General features: G+C 67.6%; 19 protein-coding genes. 5 read left to right on the forward strand and 14 right to left on the reverse strand.

Translation table 11 applies throughout. The features are described 5' to 3' along the window. Positions 1-206: 206 nt before the first annotated feature. From ACFWO8_RS22630 to ACFWO8_RS22650, 5 genes are read right to left on the reverse strand one after another with little or no spacing between them, the layout of a single operon-like run. The gene (locus tag ACFWO8_RS22630) at positions 207-1,232 is read right to left on the reverse strand and encodes a hypothetical protein (RefSeq protein ID WP_378956097.1); all 1,026 of its coding nucleotides are present in this window, start codon (positions 1,230-1,232) and stop codon (positions 207-209) included. A gap of 48 nt (positions 1,233-1,280) precedes the next feature. Next, positions 1,281-1,781 (reverse strand): PspA/IM30 family protein, encoded by a 501-nt coding sequence (locus ACFWO8_RS22635; protein ID WP_378956106.1) that lies wholly within the window; start codon positions 1,779-1,781, stop codon positions 1,281-1,283. Between the two features lie 40 nt (positions 1,782-1,821). Beyond that, complete coding sequence (locus ACFWO8_RS22640; protein ID WP_378956120.1) at positions 1,822-2,580, reverse strand: alpha/beta hydrolase; 759 nt, start codon at positions 2,578-2,580, stop codon at positions 1,822-1,824. Beyond that, positions 2,577-3,977, reverse strand: coding sequence for a TerD family protein (locus ACFWO8_RS22645; protein ID WP_378956143.1), 1,401 nt, complete (start codon positions 3,975-3,977; stop codon positions 2,577-2,579). Before ACFWO8_RS22645 ends, ACFWO8_RS22640 begins: the two co-directional genes overlap by 4 nt. Positions 3,978-4,031: 54 nt before the next feature. Continuing rightward, complete coding sequence (locus tag ACFWO8_RS22650) at positions 4,032-4,532, reverse strand: MarR family winged helix-turn-helix transcriptional regulator (protein ID WP_378956165.1); 501 nt, start codon at positions 4,530-4,532, stop codon at positions 4,032-4,034. Positions 4,533-4,690: 158 nt separating this feature from the next. On the opposite strand from ACFWO8_RS22650, the gene ACFWO8_RS22655 reads away from it, so the two are divergent. Continuing rightward, entirely contained in the window at positions 4,691-5,164 is a 474-nt protein-coding gene (locus tag ACFWO8_RS22655) for a hypothetical protein (RefSeq protein WP_378956181.1), read from the forward strand. 64 nt (positions 5,165-5,228) lie between these two features. On the opposite strand, the gene pheT is transcribed toward ACFWO8_RS22655, so the two are convergent. The 3 genes from pheT to ACFWO8_RS22670 form a co-directional block, all read right to left on the reverse strand. Beyond that, positions 5,229-7,730 (reverse strand): phenylalanine--tRNA ligase subunit beta, encoded by a 2,502-nt coding sequence (gene pheT / locus ACFWO8_RS22660; protein WP_378956191.1) that lies wholly within the window; start codon positions 7,728-7,730, stop codon positions 5,229-5,231. A 19-nt stretch (positions 7,731-7,749) separates the two neighbouring features. Next, positions 7,750-8,856 carry a phenylalanine--tRNA ligase subunit alpha gene (pheS, locus tag ACFWO8_RS22665; RefSeq protein WP_378956208.1) on the reverse strand — a complete coding sequence of 369 codons (1,107 nt, stop codon included), beginning with the start codon at positions 8,854-8,856 and terminating at the stop codon, positions 7,750-7,752. A 175-nt stretch (positions 8,857-9,031) separates the two neighbouring features. Then, entirely contained in the window at positions 9,032-9,607 is a 576-nt protein-coding gene (locus ACFWO8_RS22670) for a Uma2 family endonuclease (protein ID WP_378956235.1), read from the reverse strand. 758 nt (positions 9,608-10,365) lie between these two features. On the opposite strand from ACFWO8_RS22670, the gene ACFWO8_RS22675 reads away from it, so the two are divergent. Continuing rightward, positions 10,366-10,611 carry a hypothetical protein gene (locus ACFWO8_RS22675; protein ID WP_378956246.1) on the forward strand — a complete coding sequence of 82 codons (246 nt, stop codon included), beginning with the start codon at positions 10,366-10,368 and terminating at the stop codon, positions 10,609-10,611. On the opposite strand, the gene ACFWO8_RS22680 is transcribed toward ACFWO8_RS22675, so the two are convergent. Beyond that, positions 10,596-12,029 (reverse strand): DHA2 family efflux MFS transporter permease subunit, encoded by a 1,434-nt coding sequence (locus tag ACFWO8_RS22680; protein WP_378956255.1) that lies wholly within the window; start codon positions 12,027-12,029, stop codon positions 10,596-10,598. The genes ACFWO8_RS22675 and ACFWO8_RS22680 overlap by 16 nt on opposite strands. A gap of 102 nt (positions 12,030-12,131) precedes the next feature. Between ACFWO8_RS22680 and ACFWO8_RS22685 the strand changes: the two genes are divergently transcribed. After that, entirely contained in the window at positions 12,132-12,704 is a 573-nt protein-coding gene (locus tag ACFWO8_RS22685; protein ID WP_378956270.1) for a TetR/AcrR family transcriptional regulator, read from the forward strand. A 6-nt stretch (positions 12,705-12,710) separates the two neighbouring features. Here the strand turns inward: ACFWO8_RS22685 and ACFWO8_RS22690 are convergent, their stop codons facing one another. Next, the gene (locus tag ACFWO8_RS22690) at positions 12,711-13,577 is read right to left on the reverse strand and encodes an NmrA/HSCARG family protein (RefSeq protein WP_378956286.1); all 867 of its coding nucleotides are present in this window, start codon (positions 13,575-13,577) and stop codon (positions 12,711-12,713) included. 104 nt (positions 13,578-13,681) lie between these two features. On the opposite strand from ACFWO8_RS22690, the gene ACFWO8_RS22695 reads away from it, so the two are divergent. Continuing rightward, positions 13,682-14,161, forward strand: coding sequence for a MarR family winged helix-turn-helix transcriptional regulator (locus ACFWO8_RS22695; protein ID WP_378956320.1), 480 nt, complete (start codon positions 13,682-13,684; stop codon positions 14,159-14,161). A 3-nt stretch (positions 14,162-14,164) separates the two neighbouring features. Here the strand turns inward: ACFWO8_RS22695 and ACFWO8_RS22700 are convergent, their stop codons facing one another. The 4 genes from ACFWO8_RS22700 to infC form a co-directional block, all read right to left on the reverse strand. Beyond that, entirely contained in the window at positions 14,165-14,962 is a 798-nt protein-coding gene (locus ACFWO8_RS22700; RefSeq protein WP_378956341.1) for a TrmH family RNA methyltransferase, read from the reverse strand. A gap of 35 nt (positions 14,963-14,997) precedes the next feature. After that, entirely contained in the window at positions 14,998-15,384 is a 387-nt protein-coding gene (gene rplT, locus ACFWO8_RS22705) for a 50S ribosomal protein L20 (protein WP_019046423.1), read from the reverse strand. A 116-nt stretch (positions 15,385-15,500) separates the two neighbouring features. Continuing rightward, positions 15,501-15,698, reverse strand: coding sequence for a 50S ribosomal protein L35 (rpmI, locus tag ACFWO8_RS22710; protein ID WP_056824456.1), 198 nt, complete (start codon positions 15,696-15,698; stop codon positions 15,501-15,503). Positions 15,699-15,727: 29 nt separating this feature from the next. Then, entirely contained in the window at positions 15,728-16,459 is a 732-nt protein-coding gene (gene infC, locus ACFWO8_RS22715; RefSeq protein WP_378957514.1) for a translation initiation factor IF-3, read from the reverse strand. 334 nt (positions 16,460-16,793) lie between these two features. Between infC and ACFWO8_RS22720 the strand changes: the two genes are divergently transcribed. After that, entirely contained in the window at positions 16,794-17,135 is a 342-nt protein-coding gene (locus ACFWO8_RS22720) for a DUF1844 domain-containing protein (protein ID WP_378956366.1), read from the forward strand. Positions 17,136-17,308 lie beyond the last annotated feature (173 nt).

Consider the following 17,308-nt stretch of genomic DNA (forward strand, 5'->3'; position numbering starts at 1 on the left):
TAAAGCAGCATTTCGTCGGCTGATCTAAACATGCCGGAAATCCAGCGGGGTTTGTGTAGCCGAATACTCACAGCCGGGCCGGCAGCGAGGTGGTCGGCCGGTGCGCTGCCGGATACATACAGGTCACCACAGATAGTGACACGCAACACATTTCGTTCAGGCGATCAGAATTCACCACAGCGAATGGTCGAACACCATTCGGGGAATTACTCGCCGCCGAGAATTCCCAGCACCTGATCCGAGGAGAAGAACGGCTCGAGGCGTTCCCTGATCAGCCCGGCCAGCACACCGTTGCGCTTGGCCGACTCGATGACGGCCGGGCCGTAGCGCAGGATCTCGGCACTGATGTCGTCGGCGTCGAGGCCGAGCTCGGGCAGCATCGCCGAGAGCGTGTGGTTGCTGTACCTGGCGTAGAACACCGCGACGCACTCACGCACGAGCAGGCCGAAGTACTCCTTCTCCCTGGTGGTCACCGCGATCTCGTAGCAGATCTGGACCAGCTCGTTGAGGTCCTTCTGGGTGAGGTACTCGCGCAGGCCCGCGACGGGCTCGTCGGCGTGCAGGTCCCAGAATTCCATCGCCGCCGAGTGCACCGGGGCGTCGCGCAGCATGTCGCGGATCGCGTTGTTGGTGCGCTTGAGCGCGAACAGCGCGCCCTTGCCCGCGAGATCACCGACGAAAGTGCTGTCGGCCGCGACCTTCTTGGCCCGGTTGGCCGCGGACTGACCCAGCGACATCAGCGAGGAGACGCCCGGAATCTTCTCGGCGCGTTCACGATTGGCAGCCATGAAGTCGCCGATCAGCTTGTCGACGAAACGCGAGGCCACGGTGGCGACGAGGGGGCTCTCGGTGAGCCGGTCCAGAATCCGCTCCTGGGCCTGGTGCATGCCGAAGATCTTCTCCAGCAACGCTTCCACCGGTTCACGGTCGACGACGTCACCGAGGGTGTATTCGGTGTTCGACGCGATGTGGTCGTAGATGGCGTCGGAGAAGATGCCGACGGTGTCGGCGATCACGGGGCTACCGCCGATGCGGTCGAACACCGTGGCCACGGTCTGCTCGCCCTGTTCCAGGGAGACCACGTCACCGAACCGGATCGTCTCACCGACGGCCAGCACGGCGGCCACGTCGCGGGCGATCACCTCGGCGAACCGGTCACCGGTCACCTCGGCGAGCAGGAATTCCACCTGCGCGTCGAGCAGTCGGTCGGCGATCTGGCGCGCCTGCGTCATCTTCTGAGTCCACCCATCACGGTCGTTGCTGAAAGGGAGGACGGGTGGCTACTTGTCGCCGGAATCGTTGCCCTGCACCGATTTCCGGATCTGATCAAGGCGCTCACGCGCGGCTTTTTCCCGCGCCTCCCACTGTTCGTCGACGCTGCGACCCGCGGGAGTCTGCCGGTCGAGCTCGTCCATTCCCTGCGCGGTGCCGAAACGCTGCTCGACCTTATCCCGAACCGAGTCGAATGTCGGCACTCCCGAAGTGGAATATCCGCCGGTGGCGGTGGGTGCGCCGGTCACCGGTAGCCCGGACGGTACCGGCGGTACCGGCATCGCGCCTCCGACCTGCCCGGATGCGACGGGCACCACATCCGCGTCGATGACGTTCGTGTCCAGAGTCACAGGGTCTCCGGTTTCGGCATGACCGGTTTCGGCCTGGGCCAGTGCGGCGGCGACGGCGCCGAGCCCGGGGCGTGCGGCCACCGCGGCGCGCAGCACCGAAACCAGCTCGTCGTCGGGCAACGCGGCCAGGCGGCCGAGGAGTTCGCTCGTTTCGCTCATACCGCCAGGCTACGCAGAATCGGCTGCCACCAGGTGCCCGTTATCGGTCCGCCCAGTCGGCGATGATCTTCGCCCATTCCGCGCCGAGGGTGTCGATCACATCGTTGTGGCCCGCACCGGGGACAACGATCAGCTGTTTCGGTTCCCGCGCCGCCGCGTACAGGCGTTCGGCGTGGCGCAGCGGGAGGAGCTCGTCGCGGTCGCCGTGCATCATCAGGACCGGGACGCGCAGGTTCGCGATGCGCCGCAGGCTCGGGTACGCGTTCGGGATCAGCGGGGCGGGCAGCAACGGGTAGACCGAGCGGGCGGCGGCGCGCATGCCGCTGAACGTCGACATGAGGATCATGCCCGCGGGCGGATGTTCGCCCGCCAGTTCGAGCAATACCCCGCCGCCGAGGGATTTACCCAGGTAGTAGACCCGATCGGGGTCGACTTCAGGTTGGTCGAGCAGGGCCTGGCGGGCGGCTCTGGCATCGAGGTAGGTGCCCTGTTCGCTCGGGGTGCCCGCGCTGTGACCGAAACCGCGGTAGTCGAAGGCAAGCACGTCGAAACCGGCTTCGACCAGCAGCGCGATGATCGAGACGCGGTCGCCGATGGTGCCAGCGTTGCCGTGCGCGTAGAGGATGTGGCCGCGTGGCCGATCGGCGCGCACGAACCAGCCGTGCACGTCGAGGCCGTCGGCGGTCCGCATGGTCAGATCCCGGTAGTCCAGGCCCAGCGCCGCCGGGGTTTGGGCGAGGTGTTTTTCGGGGTGGTAGACCAGCGCGTTGAGCACACGCGTCGCGGGGTGTCGCATCATTTGCCGCGCCCAGACTGGAAGCCGAAGTCCCAGTTGTAGAGGCGGGCGATCTCCACCACGCCACCGCCCGGCTGACCGGCGGGCGGGCGAACGAAGGCGCCCTCGCGACGCACCACGAACTCGCCGTTGACGTTCTCCAGCGCGAACAGCACCGCGTCGCGGGAGTTGTCGGTGCAGCCGTCGAGGGTCATCTCGATGGGCGCCGAGTTCACGGTATTGAGGGTGACGGTGGCGTGCACATTGCGGAAGTCACTGGCACCGTCGTAGATCGAGGCGAACACGAGGATGCGGCGGATGAACTGCGTGCAGTCGAGGTTCACCGACAGGTTCTCGCCGGTGATGCTGGCGCCGGTGCGGTCGTCCTGGTCGAGGTGGATGAACGGCGGTTCGTAGAGGGCACCGAAGCGTCGGTCGAGGGCGCGCACGGAACCGATCGCGCCGTTGACCAGTTCGAAGAAGCAGCACAGGTCGAGGTCGATGTTCTTGCCGCGGAGTTTGCCGAAGAGGCGGCCGGTGGCGGCCATCGAGGTCCAGTTGAGGTTCACGCGCATGACGCCGCCGGTCGCACCGTGTTTCGTCAGGGAGACCGACGGGGCTTCTTTGGTGAGCGACACCTTGGCGAGGTTGACCGGAGGTGGTGGGGGCGGGGCGAATTGGGGGTTCTGCTGCGGCGAAACGCCGACTGCGTGGGGCTGGTTCGGCGGCGGCGCGTGCTGCGGCTGCTGATTCGGCGGGAACGCAGGTGCCGGCGGCGCAGGCGGTGGGGTGTGGGACCGGTTCGGCTGAGGCGCGGGGGTGAACGGCTGCGTCGGCGGTGTGTACGACTGTTGCTGGTTCGGCCGGCCGGAGGCGAATGACTGACCCTGCGCGGGCACGGGCGGGGCATCGTCGACGGAGATACCGAAATCGGTAGCGAGCCCGGCCAATCCGCTGTCGTACCCCTGGCCGACAGCCCGGAACTTCCACGCACCCTGGCGGCGGTACAGCTCACCGAGCACGAACGCGGTTTCGGTGGTCGCCCCACTACTGTCGAAACGCGCGACCTCGGCACCGTTCGCGGTGTCGATCACCCGAATGTAGAGCCCATGGAACTGACCGAAGGTCCCCCCGTCGGCAGACGCGGCGAGCACGATCGTCTCGATCTGCGGCTCGACCTGCCCGAGATTCACCGACAGCGCGTCGACAACGGTCTGACCCTGCTGTTTTCCTTCGTACCGAACCGCCCCCGAAGGATGCACGGCCTGGTTGTAGAAGACGAAGTCGTCATCGGAACGCACCTTCGCCCCGGCAAGCAACAGCGCGGACGCATCAGCATCGGGCACACCCTGCCCCGACCGCCAACCCAATTCGACGCGGACCGCGGAGGCAGGCACCGCAACATTGGCGCCTTTCGTCATCGACACATCGTCCAACCTATCCCGCGCGCCCCGACCGGGCCCAACCCGTCGCCCCTACTCGAGCCGCATGACGGCCGAATTCTGGCGTCGCGCCGTGTAGGTGGACCCTTCGCCCGCGATGATGCGCGTGAGGATTTCGCGCAGCCGGTCGACCTCGGCATCGCCGATCAACTGATCGAGGTGCCGATCGAACTGTTCGACCACCCGGACGCCCGCCTCGACCGCCGACCACCCGCGTTCGGTGAGCCGTACCAGCCGCGCCCGGCCGTCGGCGGGGTCCGGTCCGACCTCGACGTAGCCGCGGTCGGCCAGGTGCCGAATCAGCTCACCCATCGCCTGCTTGGTCATTGCCGCCCGCTCGGCGAGCACGGTGAGGCGGGTGCCCTGGGGGTCGATCACCTGGAACACCGGCGCGTGGGCGGCGCGGATGTCGTCGAACCCGGCGGCGAGCAGGCCCGCGTCGAGTTCGGCGGACAGGGTGCGAGCGGCAGCGGACAGCAGGTTTCCCAGCGGTGCCGGTCGATCGAGCAAGGGATTAGTCAGGTGCTTGACCAAATTCTTCCGCCTTTCTATGGTTGGTCAAGAACCTTACTAGTTGAGAGGCGGAGGCGATGCGCACAGCGGCGGCGGTTTTCACGAGCGTGGCGGTTCTGGTCGAAGTCGCGTGGCTCGCGTTAGGGGATGCGACGATCGGGCCGGTCACGATAGGGGTTGTGGCTCTGGTCGCGGTGACGGCCGTGACACTGGGGCGCGTGCGGGCGCTGGTGGTCGTGACCAGGGTGGCGCTGGGCGTGCTGTTCGCGGGTTCGGTCGCGGACCGCTTCGGGATGTTCGGCGCTCCGGGCAGCGCGGGGGTGTCGTGGGGGTCCTACGCGGAGTTCGTCGACTACACCCGGACACTGCTACCGGCGTTCGCCGCTGACGCGGCGCCGATCGCGGCGGGGGCGGCGACGGTCGCGGAGGCCGTGCTCGGCGTGGCGTTGATCTTCGCGGTGCGGCCCCGGATCACCGCGGCGGCCGCGGCGGCGCTGTTCACGATATTCGCGGTGGCGATGGCGACCTCGATCGGGCTGGCCGCGACAGCCGACTACGCGGTGCCGGTGATGATCGGCGGTGCGCTACTGGTGAGCGCTGCACCCGCGCCGCAGAGTCGGCGATTCGGGTTCGGGAGACGCGAAATCGCCTGAGGGACTCCAGCATACGACGAAGGCCGCCCGGTGGAACCGGACGGCCTTCGGGTGTCGAGCGGGATCAGCCGCGCAGTTCGGCGCCGACCGCGGTGGTGGCCGAGGCGACGGCGGCGTCGCGGGCGGCGCTGGCTTCGTCTTCGGTGAGGGTGCGGTCGGGGGCACGGAAGCGCAGGGCGTAGGTGAGGGATTTGCGGCCCTCGCCTGCCTGGGCGCCTTCGTAGACGTCGAACAGGGCGATGCTCTCGAGCAGGTCGCCGCCGCCGGTGCGGAGCGCGGTTTCCACCTGCGCGGCGGGGACGGCCTTCTCGACGCTGATCGACACGTCCTGCAGGACGGCGGGGAACGCCGAGATCGTCGGGGCAGGCAGGGATTCATCGAGCGGCAGGGCGTCGAGATCGACTTCCAGCGCGCAGGTGCGCGGCGGCAGACCGGCACGCTCGAGGACGGCGGGGTGCAGTTCGCCCGCGTGTCCGACGACCACGCCGTCGACGAGCAGTTCCGCGCAGCGACCGGGGTGCCACGGGAGGTAGGCGGCGGAACGCCGCTCGATGACGACGCCCGCCGCATCGGCGAGGTCGTCGACCAGCGCGAACGCATCGGCGGCCTCGGCCGGACGGCCCGGACCCCACGGCCCGCGCGGATCGTGCTTACCGCTGAGGACCGCGGCCACGTGCACCGGCTGGGCGGGCAGCGACGCGTTCAGTTCGGCGATCTGCTCGTCGGTGGGACGACGATCCACCGGCAGTGCCTCGACCGCGTGGGTCTGCGCGCCGGGCCGCACCACCTGGGCGATGCCGTAGATGGTCAGGTCGCGCGCACCACGAGAGATGTTGCGGGCGGCCACTTCCAGCAGACCCGGCAGCAACGTGGTCGCCAGCTCGGGGCGGTCGCTGTCGAGGGGGTTCAGCACGCGGGTGGTGTTGCGGCGCGGGTCGTCGGCGTCCAGACCCCACACCTCGAACACACCGCCGGGCAGGAAGGCAGGCGGCGGCACCTCGACGGCACCGGCGAAGGCCAGTGCCCTGCTCACCGCGCGGCGACGCTGCTGCTGCACGGTCAGGCCCCGGCCACCCGGCGCGGTCGGCAGGATGGACGGGATCTGCTCGAGGCCTTCCAGCCGCAGGACCTCTTCGACCAGGTCGGCGGGCTGAGACAGGTCGGGGCGCCAGCTCGGCGGGGTCACCAGCAGCTGGGTCTTGCCCGCGTCGTTGACCTCGATTTCGACGCCCGCGCCGATCTGGGCGAGCCTGCGCACGGAGGTGCCCGCCGGGTAGGTGACGCCGGCGATGCGGTCGGGCAGGTCGATGTCCATCGCGATCGGCGCGACCGCCGCCAGGGGCACCCGGATGTCGGTGAGCGCGGATTCGATGGTGCCGCCGGTGATGTCGGCGAGCAGGGTCGCGGCGCGGTCGAGCGCGGCGATATTGATCTCGGGATCGACGACACGTTCGTAGCGCTTGCCCGCCTCCGAGGAGAGCTTGTGGCGGCGCGAGGTCCGGTACACCCGCAGCGGATTCCAGACCGCGGCTTCCAAGACCACATCGGTGGTCCCGGCGGCGACCTCGGTGCTCGCGCCACCCATGACACCGGCGAGGGAGATCACGCCGGAATCATCGGCGATCACCACGTCCTCGGCGTCGAGGGTGCGCTCGGTGTCGTCGAGGGTGCGCAGGGTCTCACCCTTGTGCGCCGAGCGAACGACCAAGCCGCCGTGCAGCTTTGCCGCGTCGAAGGCGTGCAGCGGCTGGCCGAGTTCGAGCATCACGTAGTTGGTGACGTCGACAGCCGGGGAGATCGGGCGCATGCCCGACAGCATCAGCCTGCGCTGCAACCACAGCGGGCTCACCGCGTTCGGGTTCATCCCGGTGACGCGGCGCGCGCCGAAGCGCGTGCAGTCCGAGTCGTCTTCCAGGCGGACTTGCCAGGCGAGCGCGTCGACCTCGGGCAGCGTGCGCACGGCGGGGTCGGCGTATTCGAGGTCGAAGCCGCAGGCCAGTTCGCGGGACAGGCCGCGCACCGAGAAGCAGTAGCCGCGATCGGGGGTGATGTTGAGTTCGATGATGGTGTCATCGGTGCCGAGCAGCACGTTCGCGTCGTCGCCCGGCTGGGCGGAACCGGGCTCGAGCACCAGGATGCCGTCGTGATCCTTGCCGATGCCGAGTTCGGCGACCGAGCAGATCATGCCGTTGGAGGTGTGGCCGTAGGTCTTGCGCGAGGAGATCTTGAACCCGCCGGGCAGCTCACCACCGGGCAGCACGACCACGACGAGGTCGCCGACGGCGAAATTGCGTGCGCCACAGACGATTTCCTGCAACTCGGGGTTACCGACGTCGACCTTGCAGAAGCGGATCGGCTTCTTGAACTCGGTGAGCTCGGTGATCTCGGCGACGCGCCCGACGACCAGGGGCTTGTCGATCTCACCACCGATCGGCTCGAGCTTGTCGACCTCTTCGACTTCCAGACCCACACGGACGAAGCCCGCGTCGAGCTCTTCCGCCGACACCGACCACTCGGGGGTGGTGCGCTGCAGGATCTCGGTCAGCCAGGACTGTGCTACTCGCACTTGACGTTTCGCTCTCTCTCTAAGACCGGATACCGAAGGGCAGGGTGAACCGCACGTCACCCTCGACGATGTCGCGCATGTCGGGGATGGTGGTCTGGAACTGCAGAGTGCGCTCCATGCCCATGCCGAACGCGAACCCGGAATACACCTCGGGGTCGATGCCGCTGGCGATGAGGACCTTCGGGTTGACCATGCCGCAGCCGCCCCACTCGATCCAGCCCGCGCCGCCCTTCTTGTTCGGGAACCACACGTCGACCTCGGCCGATGGCTCGGTGAAGGGGAAGTAGTTGGGGCGCATGCGCGTGCGGGTCTCGGGACCGAACATGGCGCGCGCGAAGGCGTCCAGGGTGCCGCGCAGGTGGGCCATGGTGAGACCCTTGTCGATCGCCAGACCCTCCACCTGGGAGAAGACCGGGGTGTGGGTCGCGTCGAGCTCGTCGGTGCGGAAGGTGCGGCCCGGGCACGCGATATACATCGGCACGTCACGGGTCAACATGGACCGCACCTGCACCGGGGAGGTGTGCGTGCGCAGCACCTGGCGCGAACCCTCCGGGGCGATGTGGAAGGTGTCCTGCATGGTGCGCGCCGGATGATCGGGCAGGAAGTTCAGCGCGTCGAAGTTGAAGTGCTCGGTCTCCACCTCGGGACCATCGACGACCTCCCAGCCCATACCGACGAAGAAGTCGGCGATCTGCTCGGAGATGACGGTGATCGGGTGCCGGGCGCCGACAGGCCGACGACGGGCGGGCAGCGTGACGTCGATCTTCTCGGAGATGAGCACAGCCTGGTCGCGCTCCTCCAGGAGTGCGGCACGGCGTGCCTCGAACGCATCGGAGACCCGCTTGCGCGCGACATTGACCCGCTTACCTGCCTCGGCCTTCTCTTCCTTGGGCACACTGCCCAGCCCACGCTGCGCGAGTGCGATCGGCGACTTGCCGCCGATGTAGTCGGTCTTGGCGACCGCCAGCGCATCCAGATCAGCCGCCGCGGAGAAGGCCTTCTCGGCTTCCGCCGCCGCTGCCGCGAGCGCCTCCTCGGTCAAAGAGGCGTTTTGCTCGACTCCACTGTTGTCGTCGGCCACGATCTTCTCGACTCTCCCCTGGGGATCGGTTCGCGGGCGCGTCATTGCCATCCCGCATCGGTGCTGCGTAAATCCTATGGGATGGGGTTCGCGCGATTCATCCGGATTACTCGCGGGGCGATCACTGCTGGTCAAGAGGGTCGCGATATGGACTGATCCAGGTCAGCGCGATACGTCAGCGGTCTCGATGCCAATTCACCGGGACCCGACGCTGATGGCCTTATTGCTCGTCGTACCGGGGAAGGCAGGCAGTATCCAGGGAGATCGTCAGCGGGGAGAGGAGCACGATCGAGTCGCCATACGCGCCTTCGATCAACTCGGCGTAGCCGCCTGCGGCGGGACCGGCGAACAATGCCCAGCGGCCGACGCGAGGGTCGATGACGAGGAGGGCGCGCACGCCCGCCGCGGCGTACCAGCCGTTCTTGCCGTTGATCTGGGCCGCCCGCTCCGATTTCGAGATCACCTCGACGGCGAGTTCGACATCGAGTGGGTCGGCGAGCCAGTCATCGTCGGTGTCCCAGGTATCAGGGAGGATGACCAGGTCGGGAGTGCAGTAATCGTCGTCATCATCGGGCATCGCGATCGAGGTGACCTCATACGCGGCCAGCCCATCCGGCATCGATGCCTCCAACTGCTGACGCAGGCGGCGGATGGAACCCGCGTGTTTTCCACGCGGGGTCGGTGACATCACGAGCGCCCCTCCCAGAATCTCGACACGCAGACCGGTCGCGCGCTCGATCTCCTCGGCCACCTCACGGAGGTTGCCTGGCCGAGGATGCATCGAGGGAAGGGTCATGCGCCTCGCTCCATTCGTGCGGACTGCCGTGGTCAACAATACCGCGATCTGGTCAAGCCAATGATCAACCGGCTCAGCTTCGTGACCTGGCTACCTCGCGGCTCACGGGGACGTTTCTGGCCAGCCAGGTGCGTCGCATTCCCCCATCGATCCCACGGACTGCACCGTACCGCGCAACACCGGGTAGAGCGTGGTGCCGGGTGCCGCGCCCGAAATCGCCGGTTTCCCAGGGCAATCGGAAATCGATCGGAGATCGAGGGAACCGAATGGGGTCGGGGCGCGTCCAAATGATCAAACACACCAGCGTGTTCGACTCGAGAACAGGACGACTCGATGGCTGAACAGACAGGCGATCCGACGTCTCCGCAGGGGCGACGTGCTCGACTCACTGCTCCGGGGAGCGGTCTTGCGTTGTGTGGCTTCGGGATTCGGTCGGTGGAGCGGCGGCCTTTCCCCCGTGCGGCGGGGTTGTGCGCGCACCGGCCCGAGCAGCAGGCGGCTCCGGAGCAGGGGCAGCACCCGGACAGTGTCGGATGACAGGGCTCAGCGACCGGCGGTTCCTATCGGCCGGCGAACGGTCCTACGTTCGATTCCAGGCGGCGCGACCCCATCGACACGGTCGGTATCCGGGTGTGTTCGGCCTGGTGAACGGGTTATGGGCCGCAGGGCAATTGAGTGCCCGGGAGGTGCGGTTTCGCCGTGGCGGAAACGACTGGTTCAGCGAGAATCTGACGAATCCGAGCCAGGTGGATCCGCGCGTGTACGACCGTGAGCTGTATCCGGGCGCGGCCTCGTGGTTCAAGTCGAGTGCGGTGTCGATGATCGAGCGGGTCGAGGGATATCTCGCGATTCTCGATGCGCACGGAGTCGGGTGGGAGCGGTTGGACTCCGCTGCGCCGGGGGACATCATCTACGACGATGCCGAGCAGGTGGTTGTCGTGCCGTTCGGCGACAACCACCTGCTCCGGGATCCGTCTGCGATCAGCGGCTATTCCGCGGGGTGAGTGTGCCGGGGAAGGAAGGCCGCTACCACCGCGGCGCAGGCGACCAGGGCCGCACCGACCCAGACCGCCGGGACCAAGCCGTCCACGTAGGACTGGGGGTCGGTATAGGAGCCGTAGGAGGCGAAGACCGAGGCGAGGACGGCGATGCCCATGGCTACGCCGACTTCACGGACGGTGCTGCTGATTCCTGAGGCCATGCCCTGGTCAGCCGGCGATGCGCTGGCCATGACGATGGTGGAGGAGGGGGCGAAGGTCAGGCCCATGCCGATGCCGCCGAGGACGAAGGGGGCGACGAAGGCGAGATAGGGGACGTCGGCGGTGGTGATCATCGCCATCCAGGCGAGGGAGACGGCCAGGCAGAGCTGACCGATCGCGATGAGCGTGCGGGCGCCCACGCGGTCGACGATCAGGCCGGCCAGTGGTGCGACGACCATCGGGACCATCGTCCACGGCATCGTACGGATCCCCGATTCCAGCGGCGAGTAACCCTGCACCACCTGGAAGAACTGGGCGAGCAGGAAGATCGAGCCGAAGACACCGGACGAGAAGCCGAAGGACACGATGAAACTGAGGCTCAGGCCGCGGGATCTGAACATGCGCAGCGGGAGCATCGGGTCGGTGGCGTAGGTTTCCCAGGCCACGAACGCCACGAGCAGCGCGGTGCCGCCGATCAGGGCGGTGAGGACCTGCGGTGCGGTCCAGCCATCTTCGGCACCGTGGATGACACCCCACACCAGCGCTAGCACGCCACCGGCGGAGAGCAGCACGCCCAGGTAGTCGAGTTTCCTCGCCGCGCCCCGTGATTCAGCGAGCATGCGGGCGGCGAAGGGCAGCGCCAGCAGACCGATCGGGACATTGAGCCAGAAGATCCACTGCCAGTTCAGGCCGTCGACCACCGCACCGCCGACGACCGGCCCGACCGCGACACCAAGGCCCGCGATCCCACCCCAGATGCCGATCGCGGCGCTGCGCATCGTCGCGGGCACCGCGGCGGCGAGCAGAGTGAGTGACAGCGGCATGACGGCCGCGCCACCGACGCCCTGCACCGCGCGGGCGGCGATGAGCATCCACGGCTCGGTGGCCAGCGCGCACGCCGCCGAGGCGACGACGAAGATCCCGATACCGGCCAGGAACACGCGGCGACGGCCGATCCGGTCACCCAGGGCCGACGCCGACAGCAGCAGCGCGGCGAAGGACAGCGTGTAGGCGTTGATGAACCACTGCAGGTCCGAAAGCGACGCTCCCAGTTCGGTTTTGATCACCGGCAGCGCGTTCGTCACGACGAGGTTGTCCAACGTGACCATGAACATCGGAATGCCGACGGCGGCGATGACCGCGCCGAGCGGCTTGTTCTTCACCCCGGGGTTCGCGGGCGCAACGGCGGCTCGCGCGTCGCCGGATTCGAGTGTCTGCGTCATGCCAAGCCCTTAGTTGTTATTGACTGATAACTTCCCTGTCCATGGTTATGCATCGGCTGATAACATGTCAAGAGGCAAACGAACGAGGAGGCAGTGGCGCCCATGACGAGAACCCGGATGACGGCGACCGAGCGCAGCGCCCAGGTGCTCGAAGCCGCGATCCAAGCGTTTGCCGCAACGGGTTATGCCGCAACGAAAACCGATGAGATCGCCAGGCTGGCCGGCGTGTCGCAGCCCTACGTGATCCGCCTGTTCGGAACCAAGCAGCAGCTGTTCATCGCCTGCCTGCTCGAGGTGTGCACCCGCATCGAGCAGGTGTTCCGCGACGCCGAGATCGCCCCCGATGCCGACACCGCGGAGGCATTGCGCTCCCTCGGCCACGGCTTCGACGTCTTCCTGGCCGAACGCGAACTCCCCCTCGTCCTGCTGCACGGCGCCGCCGCCAGTGCGGATCCGGCGATCGGCGACCACATGCGGGAACGCTTCGGGCGGATGTATCGCCTGATCGGCGAACTCACCGGCGCCGACACCCTGCAATCACGCCGCTTCGTCGCCACCGGGATGCTGCTGACGATCATGACCGCGATGCAAGTCGCGGGCAGCGACGCGATCCCACTCCCCTGGGCCACCGAAATTCTCAACGACCTGCACAGCGCCACCGCGCCCGAGTGCTGAAACCGTTCAGCGCGCGAGCAGGGCGGGCCAGTTCTGCCCGCGGGCCCAGTCGGCGAACGAGTGCCAGGCGACGTCCGGGTAGTCGCGGCGCAGGCCGGTGACGTCGACATCGAGTCCGACGGTGCCGAAGTATTCGAACATGGCGGCCAGATCTTCGGAGTGGCGGCGGACGACGAACAGCGGGACTTCGTGGTGCGCGATCGGGCGATCGATGGCGACGGCCAGTGTGGCAGCAAGTCGGGTCGGGGTGAGTTCGTCGGCGGCCAGGTCGATGCGGCGGTTCGCGAATTCGGCACGGCGATCGAAGGTGAGCGCGGCGAAGGCACCGATGTCCTCGGCGCAGATGAGGGTGAGCGGCTGGTCGGCGGGCATCGGCCAGGCGAAGGTGCCGTCCCGGAGGGCGTCGAGGGTCCAGCCGGTGGCGTAGTTGTCCATGAAGGCGGCGGGTGCGATGACGGTCCACGGGACACCGCTCGCACGTAGGTGCTCTTCGATCGCGAATTTGCTGTCGTAGTGCGGGATTCCGGTGGCGCGGTCGGCGTGCGCCGCGGAGGTGAAGACGATGTGGCCGACGCGCGCGGCGACAGCGGCGTCGACCAAGGTGATGCCATGGCGGGTCTCGACGGTCGTGTCGGTGCCGAAGGGCGTGGTCACGGCGAACAGGGAATCAGCGCCCGCCAGGGCGGCATCGAGAGAATCGCGGTCGCCGAAGTCCGCATAACGGACCTCGGCACCGAGATCGCCGAGCGCGACAGCGGCCGGGCTTTGGGGAGATCGGGTGAGCGCGCGGACGCGATGACCCATGGTGAGCAGGGCACGAGCGGTGGCGCCGCCCTGCGCGCCGGTGGCGCCGGTGACTGCGATGGTGAGCATGATGTCTCCTCCGGTATGATTTTACTGTGCGGCGCATTAACTGCGCCACGCAGCAATCTAACCGTTTTAACTGCGCCGCGCAGCTGATTAGGAGTGTGATCCGGATGACAGAGCGGAGTCGACGTGCCCGCTACGCGGAGTTGTCGCGCGTCTCGCGGCAGTACATGGCCTCGTATGTCCTGTTCAACCAGGCTGTCGCCGACCATCTGGGCTTGCACCCCACCGATCTGCAATGCCTGAGCCTGCTCACCGCCGAGCCGCAGCCACTCACCGTCAAGCAGATCGCCGACATGACCGGACTCACCACCGGCTCGGCCACCCGCTTGGTCGACCGGCTCGAACGCGACGGCTACGTGGTGCGCGAACCCGACGCCGAGGATCGCCGTCGGGTCCTGGTCTCCCCCGTACCTGATCGCGTCGCCCGCGTCACCGCCGTGTGGGACGACCTCGGCGAAGGTTGGGAGGCGCTACTCGACACCCATACGACGGACGAGCTCACGGTGATCACCGAGCACATGCGCAAGGCCGAGCAGCTCAGCCACACCCAGATCGAACGTCTGCGTGGCCGTAGCGCGCCGTCGTAAGAACTACTTCGCGTGCTGGACGCGCGCGCTGGCGTAGAGGCAGATCGCCGCTGCCGCAGCCAGATTCAGGCTTTCGGCGCGGCCGTGGATGGGGATGCGGATGCGGTGGTCGGCGCGGGCGGCGACGGCGGGGTCGAGGCCGTGGGCCTCGTTGCCGAAGAGCCAGGCGACCGGTCCGCGCAGGATGTCATCGGCGGCGTCGAGGTCGACTTCGCCGTTGGCGGCGGTCGCGAGGATCGTCACGCCCGCGGCGGAGATCGCGTCGAGAGTCGCGGTGATATCGCGGCTGCGGGCTACCGGGACATGGAACAGGCTGCCCGCGCTGGCGCGCACGCATTTGCCGTTGTGTGGGTCGACGGTCTCCCCCGCCAGCACCACACCATCGGCGCCGACGGCATCGGCGACCCGGATCAGGGTGCCCGCGTTGCCGGGTTCGGCGATCTCGACGGGAACGGCGAGCATGCGCGGACCGCGGTCGAGGATCTCGCCGAGCGGCACGTCGAGGAGCTCGCAGACAGCGACAAGGCCGGGCGCGGTGACGGTTTCGCCGAGATGTTCGGCGGCGCGGTCGCTGACCAGCGTGGTGCGGATGCCGTCGGCGGTGGCACCGGCGATCAGCGCGTTATCCCGACCGGCGGCCGCGAGCGAGTAGAAGATCTCGCGGACCCGGCCGGTCGCCAGCGCGGCGGACACGGCGTTGGCGCCCTCGGCGAGGAACAGGCCGGACTTGCGGCGCTGGGCCGCGCGCTGGAGCTTGACAGCGGAAACGACCCGCGGATTGCGCTCGGAGAGCGCGTCCACGGGTCGTTCCGACAGATCACTGTGTGTTGTCAAGCTCAGGCAGCGGTGGCCGGGGCGTTGACGTCGGCCGGCAGTGCGGCCTTGGCGACAGCCACCAGGCCGGCGAAGGCCTCGGCGTCGGAAACAGCGAGCTCGGCGAGGATCTTGCGGTCCACCTCGACACCAGCGGCCTTGAGGCCCTGGATGAAGCGGTTGTAGGTGATGTCGTTCAGACGCGCGGCGGCGTTGATACGAGCAATCCACAGCTTGCGGAAGTCACCCTTGCGCGCCTTGCGGTCACGGTAGGCGTAGGTCAGCGAGTGGAGCTGCTGTTCCTTGGCCTTGCGGTACAGGCGCGAACGCTGGCCCCGGTAGCCCTTGGAGGCCTCGAGGATGGAACGGCGCTTCTTCTGAGCGTTGACGGCCCTTTTGACGCGTGCCACTTTGGTAGTCCTTGATCATCTGGGGGCGCGGCGGCGCCCGAATTCGGTAGTTGTCGGCGTCCGGTTATCCCGGCCGCGGAATCGTCGGGTTGCGACGGTCGAGCTGACCGGAAAGGTCAGGCGAGACCGAGCAGCCGCTTCACGCGGGGGACGTCGACGGAAGCGACGGACTCCGTGCCTTCCAGACGACGAGTCCGGCGAGAGGACTTGTGCTCCAGGAGGTGGCGACGGTTCGCCTGCTCGCGAAGCAGCTTGCCCCGGCCGGTCACCTTGAATCGCTTCTTGGCGCCGCTGTGGGTCTTGTTCTTCGGCATGGATTCCTCTATCTAGTCGTTGAAATCGTTTACTGCGGGTCGGCCGGCGCAGCCTGCTCGGCAGGCGCGGCCTGCTCGACCGGTGCTGCCTGCTCGACCGGTGCGGCCGGTTCGGCACCGGCGGGACCGGTCGGCAGCGGCGCACGTGTCGCCGCCGGTGCCGAGGAGTCCTGCTGGGCCTTCACCCGCGTCTTCGCACCCTTGTGGGGAGCGAGGACCATGGTCATGTTGCGGCCGTCCTGCTTGGCCGAGGTCTCGACGAATCCGAGATCGGCCACGTCGGAGCCCAGACGCTGGAGCAACCGGAAGCCGAGTTCGGGACGCGACTGCTCACGACCGCGGAACATGATCGTGACCTTGACCTTGGACCCGGCTTCGAGGAAGCGAACAACGTTGCGCTTCTTGGTCTCGTAGTCGTGGTCGTCGATCTTCGGACGGAGCTTCTGCTCCTTGATCACGGTCTGGACCTGGTTCTTACGGGACTCACGCGCCTTCTGCGCGGTCTCGTACTTGAACTTGCCGTAGTCCATGATCTTGCAGACCGGCGGACGGGCATCGGGTGCTACCTCGACGAGGTCGAGGTCGGCTTCGAGCGCGACGCGTAGTGCATCTTCAACACGCACGATCCCAACCTGTTCGCCGCCGGGTCCGATGAGACGAACCTCGGGAACACGGATGCGATCGTTGATGCGGGTCTCAGTGCTGATGGGGCCTCCTAGGTCAAGCGGTGTCGTCTTAACGACCGCACGCAATAACTGCAACCCCTGTTTCAACACGAAAGCCCCGTTGCGGTATTTCTCCGCGACGGGGCCCGATGTCGACCGATCGCCCACAGCCGATGCCCTCACGAGCTCGGTTGTCGACCCCCGCGTGCCAGGCACACGGGAAACCCACCACAATGAGCGGGTGACCGGGACCGTATATCCGAACGATTGCTCGCCGGTAACGGTGGGAGTCGGGCTCCACTTATCTGCCCCACGGATGCATGACACATCCAGGGGCGGTCGTCAGCGGAAAGTCTAGCATGGCGTTGGGCTATCACCGAATCAGCCGGGCGCGAGCATCCGGAATCGGGCCCGCTATAGCCTGATCAGCATGACTGACGAGCTCGATCCCCCTGTGCGCGACCTGGCCGACATCCCCGCCGTCGAGGTGATCAGCCGGGCCGCCGTGATGCTGATGAGCTCGGCCGCGGAGAAGCTGGGCCTGGCCGGGGAGAACCCCCATTCGGGCGCTGGCGTCGATCTCGACGAGGCGCGCCGGGTGATCACCGCGCTGGCCGGGCTGGTCACGGCGTCGGTGGAGTACCTCGGCCCGCACGCGGGTCCGATCCGCGAGGGCTTGCAGGCGCTGCAGCGCGCGTTCCGCGAGGCGTCCTCGGTGCCGGACGCGCCGGGGATGGGTCCGGGCGAGAAGTACACCGGTCCGGTGCACTGAGTTCGGTGTCAACGAAAAGATCCGCCGACGCGATGCGTCGGCGGATCTTTTCTGTGCTGCGAACGGAGTCGCGACTCAGACCACGGGGGTCGGGGTCGGAGTCGGAGTAGGACCGCCGGGGGTGACCGACACGGCCGAGCCGGAGGTGATCATATTCGCGATTGCGGCCATCA

Source organism: Nocardia sp. NPDC058480, assembly GCF_042720495.1.
Taxonomy (GTDB): Bacteria; Actinomycetota; Actinomycetes; order Mycobacteriales; family Mycobacteriaceae; genus Nocardia.